Annotated in this window: 19 protein-coding genes and 2 pseudogenes; 14 read left to right on the top strand and 7 right to left on the bottom strand. The window is 66.3% G+C overall.

The genetic code is table 11. The features are described from left to right. Both B4U45_RS28910 and B4U45_RS04505 read right to left on the bottom strand, forming a co-directional pair. Nucleotides 1-368, bottom strand: a 368-nt coding sequence (locus tag B4U45_RS28910; RefSeq protein ID WP_340637534.1) for an FHA domain-containing protein, incomplete at its 3' end; no start/stop codon positions are given. 82 nt (nucleotides 369-450) lie between these two features. Beyond that, a complete protein-coding gene (locus tag B4U45_RS04505) occupies nucleotides 451-936 on the bottom strand; it encodes a MarR family winged helix-turn-helix transcriptional regulator (RefSeq protein ID WP_075549002.1) in 486 nt (161 codons plus the stop codon). A 203-nt stretch (nucleotides 937-1,139) separates the two neighbouring features. On the opposite strand from B4U45_RS04505, the gene B4U45_RS04500 reads away from it, so the two are divergent. From B4U45_RS04500 to ltrA, 5 genes are all read left to right on the top strand, one after another. Beyond that, nucleotides 1,140-3,116: an ABC transporter ATP-binding protein gene (locus B4U45_RS04500; RefSeq protein ID WP_198929548.1), complete on the top strand. Its 1,977-nt coding sequence runs from the start codon at nucleotides 1,140-1,142 to the stop codon at nucleotides 3,114-3,116. Further along, complete coding sequence (locus tag B4U45_RS04495; protein WP_075548988.1) at nucleotides 3,113-3,970, top strand: energy-coupling factor transporter transmembrane component T family protein; 858 nt, start codon at nucleotides 3,113-3,115, stop codon at nucleotides 3,968-3,970. The genes B4U45_RS04500 and B4U45_RS04495 overlap by 4 nt, the downstream gene beginning before the upstream one ends. Before the next feature lie 100 nt (nucleotides 3,971-4,070). Beyond that, on the top strand, nucleotides 4,071-5,540 hold the full coding sequence (locus B4U45_RS04490; protein WP_075548987.1) for an amino acid permease: 1,470 nt from the start codon (nucleotides 4,071-4,073) through the stop codon (nucleotides 5,538-5,540). Then, complete coding sequence (locus tag B4U45_RS04485) at nucleotides 5,537-6,409, top strand: universal stress protein (RefSeq protein WP_075548986.1); 873 nt, start codon at nucleotides 5,537-5,539, stop codon at nucleotides 6,407-6,409. Before B4U45_RS04490 ends, B4U45_RS04485 begins: the two co-directional genes overlap by 4 nt. Nucleotides 6,410-7,283: 874 nt before the next feature. Next, nucleotides 7,284-8,546, top strand: coding sequence for a group II intron reverse transcriptase/maturase (gene ltrA, locus B4U45_RS04480; protein WP_075545413.1), 1,263 nt, complete (start codon nucleotides 7,284-7,286; stop codon nucleotides 8,544-8,546). Nucleotides 8,547-8,907: 361 nt separating this feature from the next. Here ltrA and B4U45_RS04475 read toward each other — a convergent pair whose 3' ends face one another. From B4U45_RS04475 to B4U45_RS04465, 3 genes are all read right to left on the bottom strand, one after another. After that, nucleotides 8,908-10,236 carry an ABC transporter substrate-binding protein gene (locus B4U45_RS04475; RefSeq protein WP_075549691.1) on the bottom strand — a complete coding sequence of 443 codons (1,329 nt, stop codon included), beginning with the start codon at nucleotides 10,234-10,236 and terminating at the stop codon, nucleotides 8,908-8,910. A gap of 79 nt (nucleotides 10,237-10,315) precedes the next feature. Continuing rightward, on the bottom strand, nucleotides 10,316-11,137 hold the full coding sequence (locus B4U45_RS04470; protein WP_075549692.1) for a carbohydrate ABC transporter permease: 822 nt from the start codon (nucleotides 11,135-11,137) through the stop codon (nucleotides 10,316-10,318). Beyond that, nucleotides 11,124-11,996 (bottom strand): carbohydrate ABC transporter permease, encoded by an 873-nt coding sequence (locus B4U45_RS04465; RefSeq protein WP_075549693.1) that lies wholly within the window; start codon nucleotides 11,994-11,996, stop codon nucleotides 11,124-11,126. The genes B4U45_RS04470 and B4U45_RS04465 overlap by 14 nt, the downstream gene beginning before the upstream one ends. A gap of 34 nt (nucleotides 11,997-12,030) precedes the next feature. Between B4U45_RS04465 and B4U45_RS04460 the strand changes: the two genes are divergently transcribed. From B4U45_RS04460 to B4U45_RS04430, 7 genes are all read left to right on the top strand, one after another. Continuing rightward, nucleotides 12,031-13,548 (top strand): TldD/PmbA family protein, encoded by a 1,518-nt coding sequence (locus B4U45_RS04460; protein WP_075549694.1) that lies wholly within the window; start codon nucleotides 12,031-12,033, stop codon nucleotides 13,546-13,548. Next, nucleotides 13,545-14,918 (top strand): TldD/PmbA family protein, encoded by a 1,374-nt coding sequence (locus tag B4U45_RS04455; RefSeq protein WP_075549695.1) that lies wholly within the window; start codon nucleotides 13,545-13,547, stop codon nucleotides 14,916-14,918. The genes B4U45_RS04460 and B4U45_RS04455 overlap by 4 nt, the downstream gene beginning before the upstream one ends. Before the next feature lie 40 nt (nucleotides 14,919-14,958). After that, nucleotides 14,959-15,816, top strand: a complete 858-nt coding sequence (locus B4U45_RS04450) for a carboxymuconolactone decarboxylase family protein (protein WP_075549696.1) — start codon at nucleotides 14,959-14,961, stop codon at nucleotides 15,814-15,816. Nucleotides 15,817-15,819: 3 nt separating this feature from the next. Beyond that, entirely contained in the window at nucleotides 15,820-16,581 is a 762-nt protein-coding gene (locus B4U45_RS04445) for an Rv1352/Rv1906c domain-containing protein (protein WP_241780367.1), read from the top strand. A 186-nt stretch (nucleotides 16,582-16,767) separates the two neighbouring features. Next, nucleotides 16,768-18,237 (top strand): alpha-L-fucosidase, encoded by a 1,470-nt coding sequence (locus B4U45_RS04440; RefSeq protein WP_075549697.1) that lies wholly within the window; start codon nucleotides 16,768-16,770, stop codon nucleotides 18,235-18,237. A 148-nt stretch (nucleotides 18,238-18,385) separates the two neighbouring features. Next, nucleotides 18,386-18,769 carry a DUF732 domain-containing protein gene (locus tag B4U45_RS04435; RefSeq protein WP_158006388.1) on the top strand — a complete coding sequence of 128 codons (384 nt, stop codon included), beginning with the start codon at nucleotides 18,386-18,388 and terminating at the stop codon, nucleotides 18,767-18,769. 43 nt (nucleotides 18,770-18,812) lie between these two features. Next, a complete protein-coding gene (locus tag B4U45_RS04430; RefSeq protein ID WP_131808379.1) occupies nucleotides 18,813-19,019 on the top strand; it encodes a hypothetical protein in 207 nt (68 codons plus the stop codon). A 94-nt stretch (nucleotides 19,020-19,113) separates the two neighbouring features. Here B4U45_RS04430 and B4U45_RS04425 read toward each other — a convergent pair whose 3' ends face one another. Next, the gene (locus B4U45_RS04425) at nucleotides 19,114-21,696 is read right to left on the bottom strand and encodes a cation-translocating P-type ATPase (RefSeq protein ID WP_083155278.1); all 2,583 of its coding nucleotides are present in this window, start codon (nucleotides 21,694-21,696) and stop codon (nucleotides 19,114-19,116) included. 1,145 nt (nucleotides 21,697-22,841) lie between these two features. On the opposite strand from B4U45_RS04425, the gene istA reads away from it, so the two are divergent. Next, nucleotides 22,842-24,083, top strand: coding sequence for an IS21 family transposase (istA, locus tag B4U45_RS04420; protein WP_075549701.1), 1,242 nt, complete (start codon nucleotides 22,842-22,844; stop codon nucleotides 24,081-24,083). Then, a pseudogene (locus tag B4U45_RS04415) lies at nucleotides 24,083-24,439 on the top strand (ATP-binding protein); the annotation flags it as partial. The gene istA and the pseudogene B4U45_RS04415, both read left to right, overlap by 1 nt. Before the next feature lie 42 nt (nucleotides 24,440-24,481). Here B4U45_RS04415 and B4U45_RS04410 read toward each other — a convergent pair. Then, a pseudogene (locus B4U45_RS04410) lies at nucleotides 24,482-24,758 on the bottom strand (DUF6262 family protein); the annotation flags it as partial.

Raw genomic sequence — 24,758 nt, 5'->3', positions numbered from 1 at the left:
GCCTGCGGCGGATCGGCCGACCCCGTCGGCGCTGAGGCGAGCTGGAAGGTAAGCCGGGGCCCCCGGCGGGGGTCGCCGATCGCGATCGTCTGGCCGTCGCGGATGTCGACCGTCGACAGCCGGGAGCCGTCGACGAAAATGCCGTTGCCGCTGCCGTCCATGGCCACCCAATGGGTGCCCTGGAACCGCAGCACCACGTCCGGGGTGGTGCGGCGGCCGGGACCGGGGTGGTCCAGGCGGATGTCGCAGTGCTCGCCCGGCCCCGCCAGCACGTCGCGGCCCGGGGAAAAGACGTACCGCATCGATCCGAACCAGACGGTCAGCGGCGGGGCGTTCGGTATCACGTTGCGGCCGCCACCTTTCGTCACCGAATGTCGTCACCGCAGCGACGATCGACTTTGACTGGGTACCCGGCGGGCGGGTCTATCTATCCAGCATGCACCGCGACGGTCACAAGGTGTTGCGGCCTGGGGTGGCTGCCGCGTTGTCGAGCAGCCGGCGCAGCACCTCGACGGCCTCAGCCAATACCTGCCGGTCCGCCGGTCCCAGCCGGGCCAGTTGCGGTTCGATCGCGGCAGCACGGTCGGCCCGCACGGCGGCCAGCGTGCGCTGCCCGTCCGGCGTGATGCGAATGCGGACCGCGCGGGCATCGCCGGGGTCGACCGTCCTGGTCACCAGCCCGGCCTCTTCGAGGCGTCGTACCTGGGTGGTCATCGTCGGTTGGGAACAGTGATCGACCGCGGCGAGGTCGCCGATGCGGGCTTCGCCCTTGGCTTCGATGGTTGCCAGCAGCCGGGCCTGCGCCGACGGCAGCGGCATCTGGATGCGTTGGGTCGCCAGCCGGTTGAGTCGCGCGACCACGCCCAGCAAATCGGCGCCGAGACCCTGATGGGGCACCACCGCTCCGGCTTGGTCGGTGGCGGCGGATGAACTCATGGCCCCATCGTTGCATAGCTTTGCTATGCGAGACCAATCGTGAGCGCTGGCAAGCCAATCCGGCGGGCGGCTGTGTGCTGCCGCCGCATGCGGCTTCACCTGGCAGAATCGGTGAGGTGACTGTGCTGGCCCCCGTTGCTTCGCGACACCCGCGACATCGACGCGGGCGGCTGCAACCGGTGGAACTGGCGCAGGCATCGGTGATGGCCGCGCTGTGCGCCGTGACCGCCATCATCTCGGTCATCGTTCCGTTCGCCGCAGGACTGGCCCTGCTGGGCACCGTGCCCACCGGGTTGCTGGCCTACCGGTTCCGGCTGCGCGTGTTGATTGCCGCGACGGTTGCCGCCGGGGTGATCGCCTTTCTGATCGCCGGAATGGGCGGCTTCATGGGAGTGGTCCACAGCGCCTACATCGGCGGGCTGACCGGAATCGTCAAACGCCGGGGGCGGGGCACGCCGACGGTCATTGTGTCGTCACTGATCGCCGGGTTGGCCTTCGGCGCGGCGATGGTCGGAATGCTGGCGGCTCTGACCCGGCTGCGGCACCTGATTTTCGATGTGATGACCGCAAACGTGGAGGGCCTGGCGTCCTTCATGACCCGGATTCATCTGCAGGGCGCCGCCGCCGACCTGAAGCGTTACTTCGCCGACGGTCTGCAGTACTGGCCGTGGGTGCTGCTGGGCTACTTCACGCTCGGGATAGTGATCGTGTCGCTGATCGGTTGGTGGGCACTGTCGCGGCTGCTGGAGCGGATGCGCGGAATTCCCGATGTGCACAAGCTGGACGCTCCGGCCGGTGATTCAACGGACCCGATAGGGCCGGTTCCGGTGCGATTGGACAATGTGCGGTTCCGCTATCCCGGTGCCGCCCAAGACGCGCTGCGTGAGGTCAGCCTGGCTGTGCGGGTCGGTGAACACGTCGCGATCACCGGCGCCAACGGTTCCGGCAAGACCACGTTGATGCTGGTACTGGCGGGCCGGCAGCCGACGTCGGGCACGGTGCGGCGTCCGGGCGCGGTGGGTCTGGGCAAGCTGCGCGGCACGGCGGTGGTTTTGCAACACCCGGAAAGCCAGGTGCTGGGCACCCGGGTCGCCGACGACGTGGTGTGGGGCCTGCCGCCGGGCACCACGATCGACGTCGCCCGGTTGCTCACCGAAGTCGGCCTGGACGGATTGGCCGAACGTGACACCGGCAGCCTGTCCGGTGGTGAGTTGCAGCGGCTAGCGCTGGCGGCGGCGTTGGCCAGAGAACCGGCGCTGCTGATCGCCGACGAGGTGACCACGATGGTGGACCAGCAGGGCCGCGATGCGCTGCTGGGCGTGTTGTCCGGCCTGACCAAACATCACCGCACTGCGCTGGTACATATCACGCACTACAACAACGAGGCCGATTCGGCCGACCGCATGATCAACCTCAGCGACTCTCCCGATAACGCCGACATGGTCGAGACGGCAGATGTTCCGGCGCCGGCCGTCGCGGTGGGTGACCTGGGGCACAAACCGGCGCTCGAACTGATCGGCGTCGGACACGAATACGCCAGGGGCACACCGTGGGCCAAGACCGCGTTGCGGGATATCAGCTTCGTGGTGGAACAGGGCGACGGGGTGCTGATCCACGGCGGTAACGGCTCGGGCAAATCCACGTTGGCGTGGATCATGGCCGGGCTGACGGTTCCCACCGCCGGGGCTTGCCTGCTCGATGGCAGGCCCACCCACGAGCAGGTCGGTGCGGTTGCGTTGTCATTCCAGGCGGCCCGGCTGCAGCTGATGCGCAGCCGGGTCGACCTGGAAGTCGCGTCTGCGGCGGGCTTTTCGCCCCGCGATCACGACCGGGTGGCCGCGGCTCTGAGTGTCGTCGGGCTGGATGCCACGCTGGCCGGGCGCAGCATCGATCAGCTCAGCGGCGGCCAGATGCGCCGGGTGGTGCTGGCCGGGCTGCTGGCATGTTCGCCTCGGGCGTTGATTCTCGACGAGCCGCTGGCGGGTTTGGATGCCGCCAGCCAACGCGGTTTGCTGCGGCTGCTGGAAGACCTGCGCCGCGAGCAGGGCCTGACGGTGGTGGTCATTTCTCATGACTTCGCCGGGATGGAAGAGCTTTGCCCGCGGACCCTGCATCTGCGCAACGGTGCCATGCAACCGGCGTCGACGAGCGCCGCGGGCGGGACGGGGAGCATGTCATGACGCTGTCGGCAGCCGCCGCCTCCGACGAAGGACGCGGCGCCCGTCGCCCCACCCGACCGGTTGTCCTGCTGGTTCCGGTACCTGGCAGCTCGGTCATCCACGACTTGTGGGCCGGCACGAAACTGCTGGTAGTCTTCGGCATTTCGGTGCTGCTGACGTTCTATCCCGGCTGGGTGACGATCGGGCTGATGGCGGCGCTGGTGCTCACGGCGGCCAGGCTCGCGCACATCCCGCGCGGTGCGGTGCCGTCGGTACCTCGCTGGTTATGGGTGGTTCTGGCGATCGGCGGCATCACGGCCGCGCTGGCCGGCGGCACCCCGTCGATCGCGGTGGCCGGAGCGGAGCTCGAACTGGGTGGCGCGTTGAACTTCCTGCGGATCACCGCGCTGTCGATCGTGCTGCTCGCGTTGGGTGCGATGGTTTCCTGGACCACCAACGTCGCCGAAATCGGGCCTGCGCTGGCGAGTTTGGGCCGGCCGCTGCGACTGTTGCGGATCCCGGTCGACGAGTGGGCGGTCACCCTGGCGCTGGCGCTTCGCGCGTTCCCGATGCTGATCGACGAATTCCAGGTGCTCTACGCCGCCCGCCGGCTGCGGCCGAAACGGATACCGCGCAGCCGCAAGGCCCGGCGGCAGCGGCGCACCACCGAAGTGATCGACCTGCTCGCGGCTGCCATCACCGTGACGTTGCGACGCGCCGACGAGATGGGCGATGCCATCACCGCCCGTGGCGGCACCGGCCAGCTGTCGGCCTTTCCGGCGCGACCCAAACTCACCGACTGGACGGCCCTGATGATCACCGCGGTGACCGGCGGCGCAGCGGTGGCAATCGAGACACTGCTGCGGGTCACCTGAGCGGCGGTTCGACGCCGATCGGCCCGGCCATTCAGCGGTTCGCTGACCGATTTCGGCAAGCCGGGTTGATAATCAGCCTGGTCCAGCACCAGGAGGGCACTTGCCGGCAACTTCGGCCAGTCTGAGAGAGCAGATGCTGCGGCGCCGCCCGGTGGTCGGTGCCGCCGTCGCGGCGGCGGTCGACGGAGGCCTCAAGCGCAGCATCGGTACCTTTCAGCTGACCATGTTCGGGGTCGGGTCGACGATCGGCACCGGGATCTTCTTCGTGTTGTCCGAGGCCGTGCCTCAGGCAGGCCCGGGCGTCATCGTCTCCTTCGTCATCGCCGGTGTCGCCGCCGGCCTCGCGGCCATCTGCTACGCCGAATTGGCATCGGCGGTACCGGTTTCGGGTTCGTCGTATTCGTATGCCTACGCCACGCTGGGAGAGGGGGTGGCAATCTGTGTGGCGGCCTGCCTGCTGCTGGAGTACGGTGTGGCCACTGCTGCTGTCGCGGTCGGCTGGAGCGGTTACGTGAACAAGTTGCTGCACAATGTGTTCGGATTCCATCTGCCGAGCGCGTTGTCGGTGGCGCCGTGGGATTCGCAGCCCGGCGAACCGCACGGATACGTGAACCTTCCGGCTGTCATCCTCATCGGGCTGTGCGCGTTGCTGCTGATCCGGGGTGCCAGTGAGTCGGCGAAGGTCAACGCCATCATGGTGCTGATCAAGCTCGGTGTGCTGGGCATGTTCGTGGTCCTGGCGTTGACGGCCTGCAGCACCGATCACTTCAGGCACTTCGCCCCGTTCGGTGTCGCCGGAATCGGCGCGGCGGCTGGCACCATCTTTTTCTCCTTCATCGGGCTGGATGCCGTGTCTACCGCCGGTGAGGAAGTGAACAATCCGCAGCAAAGTTTGCCGCGGGCGTTGATGGCGGCGCTGGTTGTCGTCACCGGCGTCTACGTGCTTGTCGCTTTTGCCGCGTTGGGCACCCAGCCGTGGCAGCTTTTCGAAGGCCAGGAAGAGGCGGGGCTGGCCACGATTCTGGACAACGTCACCCACGGCACCTGGGCCAGCACCATTCTGGCGGCCGGCGCGGTGATCTCGATTTTCACCGTCACGCTGGTCACGTTGTACGGCCAGACCCGCATCCTATTCGCGATGGGGCGGGACGGGCTGCTCCCGGCGCGGTTCGCCGCGGTGAATCCGCGCACCCAGACTCCGGTGAGCAACACCGTGATCGTCGCGGTCGCGGCGTCGATCCTGGCCGCTGTCGTGCCGCTGGACCGCTTGGCGGACATGGTGTCCATCGGCACGCTCACCGCTTTCATCGTGGTGTCGGTCGGGGTGATCATCCTGCGGATACGGGAACCCGACCTGCCGCGGGGGTTTAGGGTCCCCGGTTACCCGGTGACACCTGTCCTTTCGGTGCTGGCATGTGGGTATCTGCTCTACAGCCTGCACTGGTACACCTGGATTGCGTTCACGGCCTGGGTTGCGGCCGCGCTGCTGTTCTACCTCTTTTGGGGGCGCCACCACAGCGCGCTCAACAACCGTGCGCTGCTTGCGGATCCACCTGCGGAGGAGTTGTGAGCGTCGTCGTCGGGTACCTGGCCGGCCGGGTTGGTCCGTCAGCGCTGCAGCTGGCCGTGCGGGTGGCGCGGACGCTGAACACGTCACTGACAGTGGCGACCATCGTCCCGAAGCCGTGGTTGCCGGGATCGCTCACCCAGCCGGACTATGAGCAGTGGGCCGATGAGCTGGCTGCTGACTCTGCGACGGAGGCTCAGCGTTACCTCCGCAGTGTGGCGGACGGCGTCGAGGTCAGCTATCGCCATCACGAACACCGGTCGGTGTCGGGCGGATTGATCGAGGTGGTCGAGGAAGCCCAGGCCGAAATGCTGGTGCTGGGCTCGTTCCCGAGCGGGCGGCGGGCGCGGGTGCTGATCGGCTCGACCGCCGATTGGCTGTTGCATTCGTCGCCGGTGCCGGTGGCGATCAGCCCTCGCCAGTACGACTCCCGCACCGCCCGACTGACCAGGCTCACCTGCGGTTACTCGGCGGCACCGGATTCGGCCGAGGTGGTGCGGCGGTGCTCGGAGCTGGCGCGGCGATACGGCCTGCCGTTGCGGGTGATCACGTTCGCGGTTCGCGGCCGGACGATGTATCCGCCCGAGGTGGGCCTGCACGCCGAGTCATCAGTGCTGGAGGCATGGGCGGGGCAGGCCCAAGAAATGCTGGAAAAGCTTAAGACCGACGGAGTAGTCGGCAAAGACGTTGTACTGCAAGTGATTACCGGAAACGGGTGGCAACACGCGCTGGAGCGCACCGACTGGCAGGACGGTGAGATATTGGCATTGGGAACCTCACCGCGCGGCGATATTGCCAGAGTCTTTCTCGGTTCCCGCAGCGGCAAGATCATCCGCCACAGCCCGGTACCGGTGCTGGTGCTGCCCGGCTAGGACGGTGCTGATCTACGTCACCGCGCTGAGCGGAGTCCTGGAGCACGCGATCACATCTTTACATCGACCCCAAGTCGAGTCGGTGCGCGTTGACTGCCTCACTCGGAAGTTCATGGTGACCACAAATGCTGCTGGTCAGCGATGTCCTCGTGCGCCTGGCTCTGTTTTCCACACACCGATACTGCACCGTCGCTCAAACCGCTTGTGATGGCAGGCGTTCGGGGATGTCTGCCGTGCTCACCGAGTCGGCTGTGATGCCGCCGCATCGAGTGTGCAGTGACGGGTGTGTCCCGAGCGTGGAAGGGAGTTCGATGTAGGTAGAGCTTTCCGAAGCGGTGCTGTGCAGGAGATGAAGGATTGTTGGCCCTTCGGAGTCGCCCTGCGGGGGGTGGCTTAAAACCGCCACATGCTGCAGGAGCGGTGACGTGATTGTGGTGAGCGATGTGGAAAAGGCACAGGTCGATGTGTCAGGTGGGGATCGGGAAGGCGAGCGCAAGCGATTCGCTGTTGACGTGTCGAAATGCACATAGATGACATCGAAACCGGGGTGTCCGTCATATCCCGGGATGAGTCTGGCGGGTGCCCGTTGATTGGCCAGGCGGTGTCCGGCATGGAGGCGACGCGAGCCCGATCTGCGGCTTTTGCATGGAACGGGAGAAGACCGGATTCGACACTGCCCGTCCGGGTTTTTCGGGTGGGCGAGAGGGAGTAGCCCGCGCTTGTCGTGGGTGTGAGTACCGTCGCGGGTCCGGTTGGCGGACCGGCTCGTAGTAGTGGTGAAGCTCTTGTAATGGGGGTGGAGCGAAGGGGCCGGGTCATCTGTGGCTGTGTTCGTTGGATCAACCGAGACCCGTTGGGGTTCGGGAGGAGTCGGATGGGCGAGTTGAAGTCGCCGGGCAAGCCGTTCGAGATTTCGAAGTGGGCGGTCCAGGAGGCGTTTGAGAAGGTCAAGGCGAACAAGGGCGCGCCGGGCATAGACGGGGTAACCATCGAGGCATTCGAGGCCGACCTGGGCAACAATTTGTACAAGGTGTGGAATCGGATGTCCTCGGGTAGCTACTTTCCGCCTCCGGTGCGTGCGGTGGAAATCCCCAAGCCGCATGGCGGGGGGACCAGGATGCTGGGGCTGCCTACGGTGGCCGATCGGGTGGCGCAAACGGTGGTGGCCGAGGAGCTGAAGTCGGTGGCGGAAGCCCTCTTTCACGAGGACTCCTACGGGTATCGGCCGGGCCGCTCAGCGATCGACGCGGTGGGAGTATGCCGGCAGCGGTGTTGGAAAACCGACTGGGTGATCGATTTGGACATCCAAAAGTTTTTCGACAGCGTGTCTTGGGACCTGATGCTAAAAGCGGTGGCGGTCAACACCGATCTGCCGTGGGTGATGCTGTATGTGCGCCGGTGGCTACAAGCTCCGGTGGCATTGCCTGATGGCACCCTGCAACAGCGAGACCGGGGCACCCCACAAGGGTCGCCGGTCTCGCCCGTGCTGGCCAACCTGTTTCTGCACTATGCGTTTGACATGTGGATGGCCCGGGAGTTCCCGAGTGTCCGCTTTGAACGCTACGTCGATGACGCGGTGGTGCACTGTGTCACCGAGCGCCAAGCCCACCAGGTGTTGGCCGCGCTGCACGACAGGATGGGCGAGGTCGGGTTGCGGCTGCATCCCGACAAGACCCGGATCGTGTACTGCAAGGACGCTAACCGGCGTGGTGACTATGCGCACACGTCGTTCACGTTTCTGGGTTTCACGTTCCGTCCGCGCGGGATGCGGGCCAAAGACGGACACACGTTCCTGTCGTTTTTGCCCGCGATCAGCAGGGACGCCTTGACGAAGATCGGCCGGGAGGTGCGGTCCTGGCGACTGCACCATCGCACCGGGCGATCCTTCGCTGACCTTGCACGCTGGATCAACCCCATCGTGCGGGGCTGGATGAACTACTACGGCGCCTTCTTCCGGTCGGCGCTGCATCCTCTCCTGGCGCGCATCAACGCCTACCTGATGCGTTGGGTCCGCAACAAATATCGGCGGTATCGGAGCCGCGGTGCGTTCCAGCAGGCATGGCAGCGGGTCACCACGCAGTACCCGCGTTTCCTCGCGCACTGGCAATGGACCACCACCGTCCCCGCCGTCTGGTGATCAAGATGACAAGAGCCGGATGAATCGAGAGGTTCACGTCCGGATCTGTGGGAGCCGGAGGGTGCAATCCCCTCCGGCCACCCGACCTTTGACTGTGTATGTAGGGCGGGAACCGCCGCGATCGGCCGCCCTGACGGCACAGTCGGCGCCGCCAGCGCACAGTCGACGCCATCAGCGCACGCTCGGCGCCGTCAGCGCACACGCGGCGCCGTCAGCCACCGACCCATCCGCACCAGCGCGGGATTTCCATCTCCCACACCCAGGCGCAGCCCCACGACCGCTTTGAGCGAGGAGCCCAGGGGGCGCAACGAATTCGTCGCTACCAGGTGGGCAAAACGAGACATCCGCGTATGTCCGGCTATCAGCGCTGGGCGGCGGCGTTGGCCGCGACCTGCGCCTGCCTCAGGATGGTCGCGACCTCGCCGCGGCCCAGGAACATGTCGTCGAAATAGGGCTTCAGGGCGTCGTTGCCGGCAGCGAATCCGGAACCGCCGGGCGCCGGAATACGCGGTCCGCTGAGGACGGCGAAGAATGGGGTGACGTCGACACCTTTGGCTTTCCAGTAGGCGAAGTAAACGGGCTGGGCCGCCAACACCGCCGGGATGGCCGCACCCTCACGGCCCAGGTAGGTGTTGCCTTCGGTGCTGCCCATCCAGGCCAGTACCCGGCGCACCGCTTCTGGGTGCTTGGTAGCCGAATTGCCAGCGGCCGCAATACCATTCGTGACGCTCACCCGGCCCACCGGCCCGATCGGCAGCATCGCCACACCCCAGCGGAAAGTGGCGTCGCGAGCGACCGGCGCCAGGCTGTAGGTGCCGGACTGAAACAGCGCCATACGGCCGGCAAGGAACTGGTTGCGGGAGAAATCGCCGTTGTCGTTGGTGTCGGAGGCCGGCGGCGCGACGTGGTCGTCGTTGATCAGGCCGACCAGATACCGGAAAGCCGCGATGGCGGGCGGGTTGTCGAAGGCGAACTCGTTGCCGCGCTGGAACACTCCGCCGGCCGAGCCGATGTAGTTGAGGTAAATGCCCTGCGGGTCGTTGGCGGCGTTGTAGCCCCACTGGCGGACTCGGCGGGCCTCGAAACCCGGTGTGCCGGCTACGTGTCCGTCGGCGTCGACGGTGAGCCGGGCCAGCAGCGGGCGCAATGTGTCGTCGCGGCTGGGACTCCAGCGCACCCGGTCCAGCTCCGCGGGGTCGACACCGGCCGCCGCCAGCAGGTCGGCGTTGTAGAACACCGCGACGCCGGCGTCGGTCAGCTGCGGCACCGCCCACAGCACGCCGCTGCGGGTGAACTGGTCCACCACCGACGGCTCCCAGTCGCCCGGATCGAGGGTTGGGTCGATCTTCATCAACCGGCCGCTGTCGGCGTAGGCGGCGAGGTGGGCGTTGGACAGCCAGAAGATGTCGTCGCCGCTGCCGCCGGCCACGTCGGTGCGCAGGGTGTCGAAGTAGTTCGAATACGACACCAGATTCGTGCGGACTTCGATGCCGGGGTGTGTGCGGGTGAACGCGTCGAACGAGCGCTGATAGGCCAACGCGATCGGTTCGGCCCACAGCCGGACGGTGACGACGATCCTGCCGACGGCCGGTTCGCCGGCACGGTCCAGCATTACCGCCGTAACCCCGAGAAGCGCCGCGATCGACGTGAGCGCGGCGGCGACCAAGGTGGAAAAGCGCGGGCGAGTCATGGTTTGTGTCCAGATTGCCGTGACGGTCGTGAATCGGCCAGCTCAACAGCCCTGACGGCAATCTCGGCGCACTGACGCGTCACTTGAGCCCCGAGACGAGGATCGACGAGACGATATGCCGCTGAGCCGCGACGAACAGCACGATCAGCGGAACGATCGCGACGGTCGTGGCCGCCATCACCAGCGTCCACTGGGCGTTGAACCGGGACTGCAGGTCGGCCGTGGCCACCGTCAACACCCGCCACTTGTGCCCGCTGGTGATCACCAGCGGCCACATGAAGTTGTTCCACTGGGAGACCACGGTGATCAGCGTCAGCGCGGCCAGTACCGGACGGCTGGACGGAATCACCACGTGCACCAGCACATCCAAGGTGTTGGCGCCGTCCAGGAAAGCGGCGTTGATCAAGTCGTTCGGGATGATGCGAAAGTGCTCGCGCAGCAAGAAGATCGCATACGGCGATCCGAACATGAACGGCAGCACCAGCGCCCAGAACGTGTTGCGCAGGCCCAGCTGGGCCATCATCAGATACAGCGGCACCACTGTGACTGTCGCCGGCACCATCAACGTCGCGATATAGACCCAGAACAACACGTCTCGTCCGGGGAACTCCAGCCGGGCGAATGCGTAACCGGCCAGCACCGAAAACGTCATTTGCCCCAACAGGATCACCGCGGTCATCAGCGCGGTCACCACCGCCGCGCGGCCGAAGCCCGCGCCGGCCAGATCGGCGTAATTCGACAGCGTCGGCGGGCGCGGCAATTGCAGCGGCGTGCCCGTCGCGAACTGATGGGCGGAGGTGAACGACGTCACCAGCCCAAGCAAGAAGGGCAGCAATGTGATCAGCGCGCCGACGATCAGGCCGGCGTAGATGGCGGCGTTGGCCAGGTTACGTGAGGTCATAGCTGATCCGTCGCCGGAAGTACAGGTGCTGAACGAAGGTGACGCCGACCAGAATGACGAACAGCACCACGGCCATCACCGACGCCCGCCCGATGGCCGCCGAGCCGAACGCCTCGGAATAGATCTGGTGAGCCACCAGGTCGGTGCTGCCTTCCGGCCCGCCGCCGGTCAGCGCGTAGACGGTATCAAAAATCTGTGCGGCGCTGACGATTCCGGTGACCAGCACGAAGAAAGTCGTCGGCCGCAGCATCGGCAGGGTGATCCGCCAGAATCGCTGCCAGGCGGTCGCGCCGTCGGTGCGCGCGGCCGCGTGGATGTCGTCCGGGATGGCCAGCAAGCCCGCCAGGAACGACAACGAGACATAGCCCACGTTAGTCCAGACGACGACGGCGGCCACCAACGGCAGGGCCAAATCCGGATTGCTGAGCCATTCGACGCGGCGGCCAAGCACGGCGCTGACGGCGCCGTCGGTGGGCGCCAGGATCCAGCGCCACATCACCGCGATCGCCAGTGGTGCGCAGACCCACGGCAGTACGTAGAGCGTGCGGAAAAAATTGGTGCCCGGGAGCCCCCGGGCCAGCATCATCGCGGCCAATAACCCTAGCACCGTCTGCGCCGGAACCACGATCGCCACGAAGATGGCGGTGACCAGCAGCGAGCCGCCGAAGTCGGAGTCGGTCAGCACCGACCGCCAGTTGGCCAGCCCGACGAAGCGCAGCGGGCCCAGCAGATCCCACCGGTACAGGCTCAGCCAGACGACCACCAGGATGGGCAGCAATAGGAAGGCGAGCACGCCGAACAGGCTCGGTGCCAGTAGCGCGTACGCCAGCGCGGTGGGTCGACGTGGCGTGGCGCGCATGGGTGTATTAAAGCGTGGTCGATACGGTGGAGTCGTGACACCGAAGCGCGGGATCGATTCCGACTTCCTGGACCTGCCGCGCCACGCGCTGGCCGACGCCGCGTTGTCAGCGGCCACCGCCGCCGGGGCCAGCCATGCCGACCTGCGGATTCATCGAACCAGCACCGAGATCATCCAGTTGCGCGACGCAGAGCTGGAGACCGCGATCGCCAGTCACGACCTGGGCTTCGCGGTGCGGGTGATCGTCGACGGCACGTGGGGCTTCGCCTCGCACGCCGAGCTGGCGCCGTCGGTGGCGGCCGACACCGCGCGCCGCGCGGTGCAGGTGGCCACCACGCTGGCCGCGCTGAACACCGAGCGCGTCGAGCTGGCGCCGGAGCCGGTCTACGCCGACGTCAGCTGGGTGTCGGATTACCAGATCGACCCGTTCGGTCTGCCCGCACCCGAGAAGATCGCCGTGCTGCAGGACTACTCCGGCCGATTGTTAAGCGCCGATGGCGTCAATCATGCGTTAGCCAGTTTGAATGCGGTCAAGGAGCAGACCTTCTACGCCGACACTTTCGGATCGTCGATCACCCAGCAGCGGGTGCGGTTGCACCCGTCGCTGGAGGCGGTCACCGTCGATGCGGCGGCGGGCACCTTCGATTCGATGCGCACCCTGGCGCCGCCGACGGCTCGGGGCTGGGAGGCGGTCGTCGGCGACGATGTCTGGAACTGGACCGACGAACTGGCTCAGCTGCCGTCGTTGCTGGCCGAGAAGCTCAAGGCGCCCAGCGTGACCGCAGGCCGCACCGATCTGGTGATCGACCCGACCAACCTATGGCTGACCATCCACGAATCCATCGGCCACGCAACCGAATACGATCGCGCCATCGGCTACGAGGCGGCCTATGCCGGAACCTCGTTCGCCACACCGGACAAACTCGGCACCCTGCGCTACGGCTCACCGGTGATGAACGTGACGGCCGACCGCACCGTCGAATTCGGTCTGGCCAGCATCGGTTACGACGACGAAGGCGTGGCCGCGCAGAATTGGGATCTGGTGCGCGACGGGGTCTTCGTCGGCTATCAGCTCGACCGGGTATTCGCCTTGCGGCTGGGGCGGCCGCGTTCCAATGGCTGCTCGTATGCCGACTCGCCCCATCATGTGCCGATCCAGCGGATGCCGAATGTGTCGTTGCAGCCTGGGTCCGAAGACCTCAGCACCGCGGATCTGATCAGCCGGGTGCAGGACGGTATCTACATCGTCGGTGACAAGTCGTGGTCGATCGACATGCAGCGCTACAACTTTCAGTTCACCGGCCAGCGGTTTTTCCGCATCCGCGACGGCCGCCTGGACGGTCAGTTGCGCGATGTCGCCTATCAGGCGATCACCACCGATTTCTGGAATTCCATGGAGGCCGTGGGCGGCCCGTCGACCTGGCGACTGGGTGGGGCAATCAACTGTGGCAAGGCCCAGCCGGGCCAGGTCGCGGCTGTCAGCCACGGCTGTCCGTCGGCGCTGTTCCGCGGCGTCAACGTGCTCAACACCCGGACCGAAGGCGGCCGATGATCACTGCGCAGCATGTCGTCAACATCGTTTTGACGGAGGCCGCACAACGTGGCCGTGCCGACGAAACGATGGTGCTCGTCGTCGACCGAACCGAGGCGACGTTGCGTTGGGCGGGCAATTCCATGACCACCAATGGGCTTTCGACAAGCCGCAGCGTGACCGTGATTTCGATTGTCCGCCAAGGTGATAACGCATTCGTCGGCGCGGTGGAGACCGGTGAGGTCGACCCGTCGGTGTTGCCCGGGCTGGTGGCCGCGTCGCAGGACGCGGCCCGTTCGGCCCCCGAAGCCGGTGACGTCGCACCCCTGCTGGCCGACGCCGGGATGCCCGTCGACTGGGATGCGCCGATTTCCCGCACCGGTGTCGAGGCATTCGCCGGCGTCGCGGCTTCGCTGAGTCGCGAGTTCGCGGGTAGCGACCGGCTGTACGGCTATGCACACCATAGCCTTTCGACGACATTCCTGGCGTCGTCGACCGGTTTGCGGCGGCGCTACACCCAACCGGCCGGCGCGGTGGAGATCAACGTCAAACGCGGCGACGCCAGTGCCTGGGCGGGCGTGGGGGCTCCCGACTTCGTCGGTGTGCCAATCGATGTGCTGCTCGATCAGCTGTCGACGCGGCTGGGGTGGGCGCAACGCCGGGTCGAGCTGCCCCCGGGACGGTACGAGACCATCATGCCGCCGTCCACGGTGGCCGACATGATGCTGTACCTGTCGTGGTCGATGGCCGGCCGCGGGGCACAGGAGGGCCGCACCGCGCTGTCTGCCCCCGGCGGCGGGACCATGGTGGGGGAGCGGCTCACCGAACTGCCGCTGACGCTGTTCTCCGACCCGATGGCGCCGGGCCTGGCGTGCCGGCCGTTCGTCGCGGTGAGCAACTCGTCGGAGACGCTGTCGGTGTTCGACAACGGCATGGACGTCGGCCACGTGGACTGGATCCGCGATGGGGTGATCAACGCGTTGGCCTATCCGCGGGCCACGGCCGCCAAGTACGATGCCCCGGTTGCCGTGGCCGCCGAGAACCTGTTGATGACGGGCGGTTCGGCTGGTCTGGCGGAGATGATCGCGGCCACCGAGCGCGGTCTGCTGCTGACCACGTTGTGGTACATCCGCGAGGTCGACCCGACCACACTGCTGCTCACGGGGCTGACCCGCGACGGCGTCTACCTCATCGAAGACGGCGCGGTGACGGCGGCGGTCAACAACTTCCGGTTCAACGAAAGCCCGCTGGACCTGCTGCGACGCGCCACCGAGGCCGGTGTCAGCGAGGTGACGCTGCCCCGGGAATGGGCGAATTGGGCCACCCGGGCGGCGATGCCGTCGCTGCGGATACCGGATTTCCACATGTCGTCGGTCAGCCAGGCGCAATAGCCGATTGCCGGGACGTAGGGCACGTCCTAGCGTGTGAAAGATGGCGGCGGAGGCGGCTGTTGGCGACGGCCTGGCCCGGTTGATTGCGTGGTCCCCGGGCGACGGGCGGATGGCGAGCCTGGTCCGGCGTGTATGTGCGCGGACGCTGTCACTGCCCGCTGTGCCTTCGGAGGTGGCCGTCGATGAGCCGGCGTCGGAGGCGGAACGTGTCGTTGCCGAGTTCGCCGAGCAGTTTAGCGTTGACGTCTCGCAGATCAGCGCCGAGCAGCGATCGGGTTTGCTAGAGCAGTTGGGGGACAATGCATTTGGGGTTGTGGCGTCGATCTTCATCGCCGATTTCGTGCCGCGGGTGCGCGCGGGTCTGAAGGCGCTGGGCGTCGGCTCGCAGCACCTGGGATGGGTGCGGGGACCGATCGGGTGGAACCACGCGGCGACAGAGGGGCCCGGCGTGTTGTTCAACGACTTCTTGCCCGCCGTGGCCCGGATGCGCGCACTGGATCCCGTCACCTCCGAACTGGTCCGGCTGCGGGGCGCGGCCGCACACAACTGCCGGCTATGCAGGTCGCTGCGTGAAGGCACCGCCCTGGATGCCGGTGGTTCGGACACGCTGTACGACGAGATCGAGCGCTTCGAGACCTCGATCTTGCTCGATGATTGCGCAAAAGCCGCCCTGCGGTATACGGATGCGTTAATTTGGACGCCTGCGCACCTCGCCGTCGACGTTGCCGCCGAGGTGCGCTCCAGGTTCTCCGAGGTCCAAGCCATCGAGCTGACTTTTGACATCATGCGTAACGCCAGCAACAAGATTGCCGTGTCGCTGGGTGCTGACGCGCCGAGAGTGGAGCAGGGCACCGAACGGTATCTGATCGGGGCCGACGGTCAGACGGTGTTCGGCTGATCGATGGACACCCGAAGCATGGTCCGGGCGATGGTGGCCATCGCGGTGGGGGTGGCCTCGGCGTGCGGGCTGGCGGGGTGTTTCGGCACCGGTGGCAAGACCGCCCGGCCGACGGTGTCGGTTCACGACCGCGAGGAATCACGACTGCCGCCGATATATCCCGGAACGACGGTGTCCATCCCGCCGTCGACGACGCCGACGGGTCCGGCGAACGCCATCCCGGGTGACGGCACCTACCGGGTCGGGGTGGACATCCGGCCCGGGACTTACCGGTCGCCAGGCAGCAATGCCTGTTATTGGGAACGGCTCAGGGGGCTCGGCGGAACCGTCGACGACATCATCGCCAACGGGGCCGGAACCGGGCCGCAGGTCGTGCAGATTGCGCCGACGGACGTCGCGTTCAAGACGCAGGGCTGCCCGACGTGGACGTTGGACTCGACCACTGCGACGACGTCGACCACCGCGACCACTTCGACCACGTCGACAACGCCGGTCAAGCTGCCCGAGGATGCACACGCATGTCCGACCACGGCCGGGCCCGCCGGCGGGTTGAGCCAGTCCGCGGTCGGATCGGCGGCGACATCCTGCCAGTTCGCCGAACAGGTTCGGCTTGCCTACGGAGCCGGCGGACCAGCCGGCGCGGCATCTCGGCAGGTCAGCGCCGTCAGCCCGGTGACCGGCCAGTCCTACACCATGACCTGCTCAGCCGACGGGGGATTGGTGGTGTGCCGCGGCGGCGACGACGCCGTTGTCTACCTGTACTGATGGGACAACGGTCGCGGCACTCGTGCGCTGCCGGCCAGCCACCCCGGGTGGCTGGACTAGAGGATTAGTTCGGCGGTCTTTGTCCACGAAAACGCTTGTGTCCGTTAGGTTTTGCGGTGGCCAGTCAAAGCCCTCGAAATCCGGGACAGTAACGCGGACACCGGCCGTTCCGAGTAAGGTGCGTGAATGGCCGATTACGAGCCGACCAAGGAGTCGCTCGCGACGCACCCGGCGCCCGAGTGGTTCGAGAACGCAAAGTTCGGGATCTTCATCCACTGGGGTTTGTACTCGGTACCCGGCTGGGCTCCGCTCGAGGCCGACACCCAGGAGCTGATGGCCACCAAGGGACCCGCATATTGGCTGAAACACAACCCGTATGCCGAGTGGTATCAGAACACCATCGCAATCCCGGACAGCCCGTCACAGCGACACCATCTCGAAACCTACGGCCCCGACTTCACCTACGACGACTTCAAACCGATGTTCAACAAAGCGGTGAAGCAATTCGATCCCGACTCCTGGGCCGCTTTCTTCGAGCAAGCAAACGCGCGCTACGTGGTGCTCACCACCAAACACCACGACGGGTTTACCCTGTGGCCCAGCCGGCACCCCAACCCGCACAAGGAATCCTGGCATGCCAACCGTGACCTGGTCGGCGACCTGACCAGCGCGGTCGGCGACCGCGGCATGAAGATGGGTCTGTACTACTCGGGCGGGTACGACTGGACGTTCGACCCGACGGTCATCACCGATCTGCGGGGGCTGGCGAGCTCGCTCGTCCAGACAGACGAGTACGCGAAATACGCGGACAACCACATTCGTGAGCTCGTCAACCGCTACCAGCCGTCAGTGCTGTGGAACGATATCGGCTACCCTCTCCAATCCAAACTCGCCGAGCTGTTCGCGCATTACTACAACCAGGTGCCCGACGGAGTCATCAACGACCGCTGGGCCCAGCTTCAGCTGCCCAAAGTCCCCGGGGTGGAACCGCTGGTCATGGGAGGTCTCGGGCTGGCCGGTGCGTTGTGGAGGTTCCTGCCCGACCGGGTACGGGTCCTGGACTTCCCGACCGGTTTCCACTACGACTTCCGCACCCCGGAATACGCCCAGTACGACGAGATCAAACCGTACAAATGGGAATCGACTCGCGGCGTGGGGAACTCATTCGGCAACAACCGCCAAGAAGGTCCCGACGAGATGCTGACCCTCACCGATCTGGCCCGCAGCTTCGCCGACCTGGTGAGCAAGAACGGCAATCTACTGCTTGGCATCGGGCCCTACCCCGACGGGACGATCCCGGAGCTGCAAGCGCGGCTGCTCACCGACTTCGGCGCATGGCTCGACGTGACCGGCGAAGCCTACTTCGACACCCGCCCCTGGACGACCCCACAAGCCGCCGCCACCGACGGCACCCCGCTGCGCTTCACCCAGACCGATGATGCCCTGTATGTGACGTTCCTGCAGGCCCCAGGGGAGCGCCGGGTCGCGCTGCGCGGCCTCTTGGGGACCCCGGAGACCACCGTTCAGTTGCTTGGTGGCGGCACCCTCGAACACGAATGCGCGGGTGATCGCATCAACGTCACGTTGCCCGACGCATTGGACATCTGGCCGGCCTACGCGCTCAAGGTCACGCCCACGCCCACCCTCGTGAACTGACGCCCGCCTGAGACGCCGGACCCGGCCGGCGCGGCCGGCAATGCCCATAAGCACTGGCACTGCACGAGATTTGGGCGTTGACTTGGATATATCAGGGGTCGGATCGGACTTGCGTGCAATGGCAGGTTGAGCAATGAAGGTCACTCGAATGGGCTCCACTGGTCGAATTCGATTGCGGTTGGCTGCCGTACTTGCGGCGGCGCTGCTGGGCCAACTCGGGGTGCTGCCGCCGCCGCATGCATCGGCGGACTGCGTCTTGACCGCGCAGGACCAGCATTACATCGCACTGCTCGCACGCCGGCAGATCGGCGCGGCTTCCGGGAACACCGACTGCGACGTGGCAGCGCGGGGCCAGCAAATTGCCAACGATGTGCGGATGGCGAACAACCCGTCGTTGGTGGCGTCGACCATTGCCGACGACGTGTACTATCGGACGAACTTGACCGCGGAGCAGGCTGCGTTCGAGGTCGCGGCAGCGATCTACGTCTACGCACCGGATATGGTCTGGGTAGTCAAAGACACAGCGTCGTGATCGGCGCCGGATCGCGGTCTACGTGCCCAAGGAGAACGTCCAGATGATCACCAAAGCGCTGATCAGTGCAGCTATCGCCGCCGGTGCCGCGATCGGGGTGGCCGCACCGGCCATGGCTGATGAGCCAACTGCTCCGGTGACCACCTGTAACTGTGACCAGCCGGTCGACAAGCCTCCTGCGCCCAGCTCGCAGCAGATGAATCAGAGCATCCGGGAGGCCCTCGCCAGCCTGGAAGCCGGCGAAGGCTGATCCGAACGGTGGGCCGGACCGCTTAGCCGCTGCGCCTCGATTTTTTCGGAAATCCTTGACTCGCAACGCTATTCGGACAGCCGACCTCAGGTGATCAGGCATTGGACGAGCGGCGGCGATGACGCGCACGCAGGTGCTTGTCGAGCGCATCGACAGCCAGCAGGATCGGCATCGAGCTGAGCGCGACCACCCAGCCCCACAAGGGCGGAGTCCACTGGCCGAGCAACCTGGCGACCGGCGGCACCCACAACTCGACCAGAGACAACGTCAGACCGATGAGCGCCGCCGGCACCAAGAGCCGGTTGCTGGTCCAGCCCAGCGCCCCGGGCCAGCGCGAGGATGACCGGCAGGCGAAGACGTTCGCGGTCTGGGCGAAGACCACCGTGATGAATGCCGCCCCGGAAGCGGCCGCCAAGGCGTGCCCGGTGGGGAACGGGTCGGCCGGACGCCAGCCGAGCGCCAGCATGGACACCAGGAAGGCGGCCAGCGACAGGACTGCCTCGAGTGGTCCCAGCAGTCCGAAGGCCCGGCGCAGCACGGTGTGGTTCATCAACCGGCCGCGCACCGGGGGACCTTCGAGCAGGTGCTGCGCCGGCGGCTCGGCCCCCAGCGCAACCGCTGACAGGGTGTCGGTGCCGATGTCGAGCGCGATGATCTGCAAGACCCCGAGTGCCAGCGGGAACAGGCCGCCCGAGAGCGCCCAGACGAGGAACGGCGCCAGCTCGGCGACGTTGTCGGTCAGATGGTAGGTCAGGAACCGGCGGATATTGACGAAGGTTGCCCGCCCCTGTTCGATACCGGCCACGATTCCGGCGAACGAGTCGTCGAGCAGCACCAGATCGGCGGCCTCGCGGGCGACGTCGGTGCCGGATTCGCCCATGGCCACGCCGATGTCGGCCTCGTGCAGCGCCGGGGCATCGTTCACGCCGTCTCCGGTCATCGCGACCACGTGGTGTCTGGAGCGCACCGCGCGCGCGATGCGCAGTTTGTCCTCGGGAGAGACCCGGGCGATCACGATCCCGTCGCGGTCGAGCAAAGCGCCCAGATGTTGTTCGTCGTCGGGCAGGTCCGCCCCCGACAGCACCGGTGAGTCCGGGAACCGCAGCCCCACCTGGTCGGCGATGGCCGTGGCGGTGGCGGGATGATCGCCGGTCACCATCGCCACCTTTACGCCGGCCTGTCGGCAGGCCTGAAGCGACTCGGAGACCTCGTCACGCGGCGGATCCTGCAGTGCCACCAGGCCCAGCAGGCGCAATCCCTGATCGCATTGCTTCTGGTCCCGTGGGGTGCGGCCGTCGCGCGGGCTGGAGGCGACGGCGAGCACCCGCAGCCCGCGGTCGGTGAGGGCATCAACCGCCTGGTGGGCCGCCGGGTCGTCGCCGCACAGCGGAAGCACGGTGTCCGGCGCGCCCTTCACCACGACCTCCTTGGCCAGCACCACGGCCATCCGGCGCAGCCTGGGGTCGAAGGGGAACCGCAACTCAGCGGAAACGGCGCGACGATCCTGGTCCGTATCGATGCCCAGTCGCCGGGCGAAGGCGTCGAGGGCCGCCTCCATCGGATCACCGTGGGCGCGCCAATTGCCTTGAATCTCTTCGGCGTATCCGGTGGAGCAGCGTTCGGCGGCCAGAGCGAGCTCGCGGACCGGGTCCGCCGCGGTGGGTGACGACCACGCGAGTTGGGCCGTCGGCCCGTAGCCGGCGCCGTCGACGGTCAGCGAGCCGGCGGACGTCCAGGCGTCGACGACGGTCATCTGGTTGCGGGTGAGGGTGCCGGTCTTGTCGGTGCAGATGAAGGTTGTCGAGCCGAGCGTCTCTACGGCCTCGAGGTTGCGGACCAGGATCTGGCGCTTGGCCATCTGCTCGGATCCCCAGGCCAGCGACAGCGTCACCGTCGGCAGCAACGCCTCCGGGACCAGAGCCACCGTGACCCCGATCGCGAACACGAAGGCCTGCTGGACGGGGTTGCCGACGAGCATCGAGATGAGCAGGAAGACGACTCCGACGCCGACGGCGATCGCCGCCGTGAGGCGGACGACACCGTTGAGGCCGCGGGTCAGTGGCGTGTCGGGTTTCGTGGTCGAGGTCGTCAGCCGGGCGATGCCCGCCAGCCGCGTGTGCTGGCCGATCGCGGTGACCCGGGCGCACGTATCGCCCTCAACGACAAAGGTTCCGGCGAACAGCGCGTCACCCACGGCTGCGCCGCCGGCCACGCTTTCGCCGGTCAGCATGGAGGAGTCGACCAGCAACCGGTTCTCGGTGAGCACCACGGCGTCAGCGGGCACCCGGTCACCGCTTTCTAGCAGCAGGATGTCTTCGACCACCACGTCCTCGGCCTCGATCACTTGCCGGCGTCCGTCCCGCCACACCGTGATGCGCGTCGGCAGCATCTGCTGCAGCCGGTCGGCGGCGCGATCCGCTCGCGCCTGCTGGATCAGGGCGAATACCCCGTTCAACACGATCACCGCGATAATCGCGATGCTCAGTTGGGGAAGCTCGGCGAAGAACGCGAGCACCGCGGCGGCCCAGAGTAGTAGGGCGAAGAAGTGCGTCAGCTCCCCGAGCAGGCGATGGACGACCGACGGCCGCCTGGCCGCGGGGAGCCGGTTGGCGCCGTCTTTCGCGCGCCGCTGGGTGGCCTCGGCCGTCGTCAGCCCTGGCGGTAGGACATCGGCCATGGTCCTCCTCTGGGCTGCGTGGCTGATCTCGGTGGACCTCTGCGTCCCGTGTCTTGACGCAACGCTAACCGCGGATGTTGAGAATCGGTTGTTCCCGCATGGATCGCCGGCAGTAGCCGAGGGTCTGCTGGTGTGACGACCGCATCGGCTTGCTCAAAGCGCCTCATGGCGTCGAGGGCACTACGGCGTTGGTCTACTGTTTCCTTGGCTCGTTCGTTGTGGGCGAGTGTCGCGCTGCTTGTCTGGCGTTGTAATAGAAGGCGGAAGATAGAAGATCGATCAAGGGGCGGTAGCTCAGTTGGTTAGAGCCGCGGACTCATAATTGGTGTACCTGCGCGTTTGATGCGTTGGCTGGCGCTGGTCCGTTCGGGAAATACCGGCTTCTAGCTGCGTAGATAGGCCTTGTCGCGTTGGCCGGAGTTGAACGGGTCTGGAAGTGCTGCGGTATCGACTGCGGTATCGGCTGGACAGCTCTCGATGCGCAACCGCTGCCGCCCTGAACGCGCTGCGCTCCTGTCGCGACGGACTGAAGGAGTTGCGCCTCGACGCCAGCACGGCGGCTGCGGCGCTGACCGGCGCCCGGGGCGCCCGGGCCAGCGAGCTGCCAAGATGATCGCTGGCGGATTAACCACTGCAACCGCCTGGCGGTCGTTGTCGAGAGCGACCTTCGCGGCGACCCAGGCGGTAGATGCGGCGATCTCGCGGCACCTGGCCGGGTGTCCCCGGTGATCACGATTCTGGCCCTTCTGCTGCTCGGTGCGCTCGGCGGGACAACGTGCCGCGGTCGCGCTCGTGAAGCACCCTCCGGCCGAGCATTCGCATCAGGTGGCTGCTGATGTTTATCGGGTCCCTGTGCTGGAACGGCGAAGTCGGTTTGATCCTGTGGGCATGCGGCCTGATAACGGTGGCCGTCCAGAAGCCAGGGCCACCGAAAGCCAACGGACCGCAGGTGACCCGATGAAATTTCGCGGGACCGGCCACCGATGGCTCGATAATGCTCTGCTGTTGCAACGTGTCGTCGTAGCACTTTACGGCGCAATGGCGTTTGTCGACGGCACGTGAAAACTGACCCCCGCGTGGCAACTGAATTTTGACCCCCTGGTGCGGTGGCCTAGCTCTACCCGAGCTAGGAGGAACCGAAGGGAATGTTGTCTGTGGAAGATTGGGCAGAGATTCGTCGACTGCGCCGGGCGGAAGGTTTGCCGATTAAGGCGATCGCCAGAGTGCTGGGAATATCGAAGAACACGGTTAAGACTGCGCTAGCTTTGGATGAACCACCGAAGTATGAACGGCTGCAAAAGGGTTCGAACGTTGATGAGGTCGAGCCCCGGATCCGCGAGTTGCTGCAGGCATATCCACGTATGCCGGCAACAGTGATTGCCGAGCGGATCGGCTGGACCCGCTCAATTCGGACGCTTTCTGGCCGGGTGGCCGAACTGCGGCCGGTGTATTTGCCGCCGGACCCGGCTTCGCGTACGGAGTATGTGGCCGGGGAGATCGCCCAGTGCGACTTTTGGTTTCCGCCGATTGCGCTGTCGGTGGGATTCGGGCAGACCCGCACCGCCAAGCAGCTACCGGTTTTGACCATGGTGTGCGCCTACTCGCGCTGGTTGTTGGCCATGTTGCTGCCGTCGCGGTCCGCCGAAGATTTGTTCGCTGGCTGGTGGCAGCTGATCAAGGGGTTGGGTGCGGTGCCGCGGGCGCTGGTGTGGGACGGAGAGGGCGCAATCGGGCGTTGGCGCGCCGGGCGGGCGGAGTTGACCGGCGAGTGTCAAGCGTTTCGCGGTGTGCTGGCGGCCAAGGTGATCATCTGTCGACCGGCCGACCCGAAGTCGAAGGGGCTCATTGAGCGGGCCCACGACTACCTGGAGCGCTCGTTTCTGCCCGGGCGGGTATTTGCCTCGCCGGCTGATTTCAACGCCCAGCTGGCCGGCTGGCTGGCGTTAGTGAATACCCGCACCCGCCGGGCGCTGGGCTGTGCACCCACCGACCGCATCGGCGCCGACCGGGCCGCGATGCTTGCACTGCCGCCGGTGGCCCCGGCCACCGGCTGGTGCGCCTCGCTGCGATTGCCGCGGGATCACTACGTGCGTTTGGATTCCAACGATTACTCGGTGCACCCGACCGGGATCGGGCGCCGGGTGTTGGTGCGTGCCGATTTGGACCGGGTGCAGGCGATCTGTGACGGTGAGCTGCTCGCCGATCACCACCGTATCTGGGCCGCCCATCAGACAATCTCCGACCCTACACATGTGGAAGCGGCGAAGGTCTTGCGGCGCAGGCACTTCAGCGTCGCTAGGCCGGTATCGGAACCGCAGGTGCAGGTGCGTTCGCTTGCCGACTACGACGCCGCGCTGGGCGTTGACCTCGATGGTGGGGTGGCGTGATGGCTACCACCGCTAAAGCCGCCCAGCGCCGCGACGTCTCCGCTGAGATCGCTTACCTGACAAGGGCATTGAAGGCACCCACATTGCGCGACGCGGTACCCAGACTGGCTGAACGGGCTCGCGCCGAGAACTGGAGCCACGAGGAATATCTGGTGGCTTGCCTGCAGCGCGAGGTGTCGGCTCGTGAGTCCCATGGCGGCGAAGGCCGGATCAACGCAGCTCGGTTTCCGGCACGGAAATCGTTGGAAGAGTTCGATTTCGAGCATGCTCGGGGGCTCAAACGTGACACCATCGCCCATTTGGGCACCCTGGATTTTGTCACCGCCCGCGACAACGTGGTGTTTTTGGGTCCACCGGTTATCGCTGGGTGGGGTGCAAAGTAGCCGTGTTTGTGCTGGTCAGGACGTTGTTGCGATTGATGCGACGTTGGACGATGGCTGGAGGCCGCGGCGGGCGAGTTCACGGCGCAGGTCGAGGTTCTCGCCGTGTGCCCGGCGCAGGGCATCGCGGAGTGCTTGCAGTTGCTGGTGGTGTTGTTTTTTCAGTTCTGCGATCTGGCGGGTCAGGGTGATGACCAGGGTGTTGTCGCTGTCGACGGGAGCGTCGGGCGTGGTCTTCCGCGCACGGGTGCCGCGCAGATGCTCGATTCGTTGACGCAGTTCGGGATGGTTGTAG

It is taken from the genome of Mycobacterium persicum, from assembly GCF_002086915.1.
In the GTDB taxonomy this organism is placed as follows: Bacteria; Actinomycetota; Actinomycetes; order Mycobacteriales; family Mycobacteriaceae; genus Mycobacterium; species Mycobacterium persicum.
This window is presented reverse-complemented; position numbering and strand designations above follow the sequence as displayed.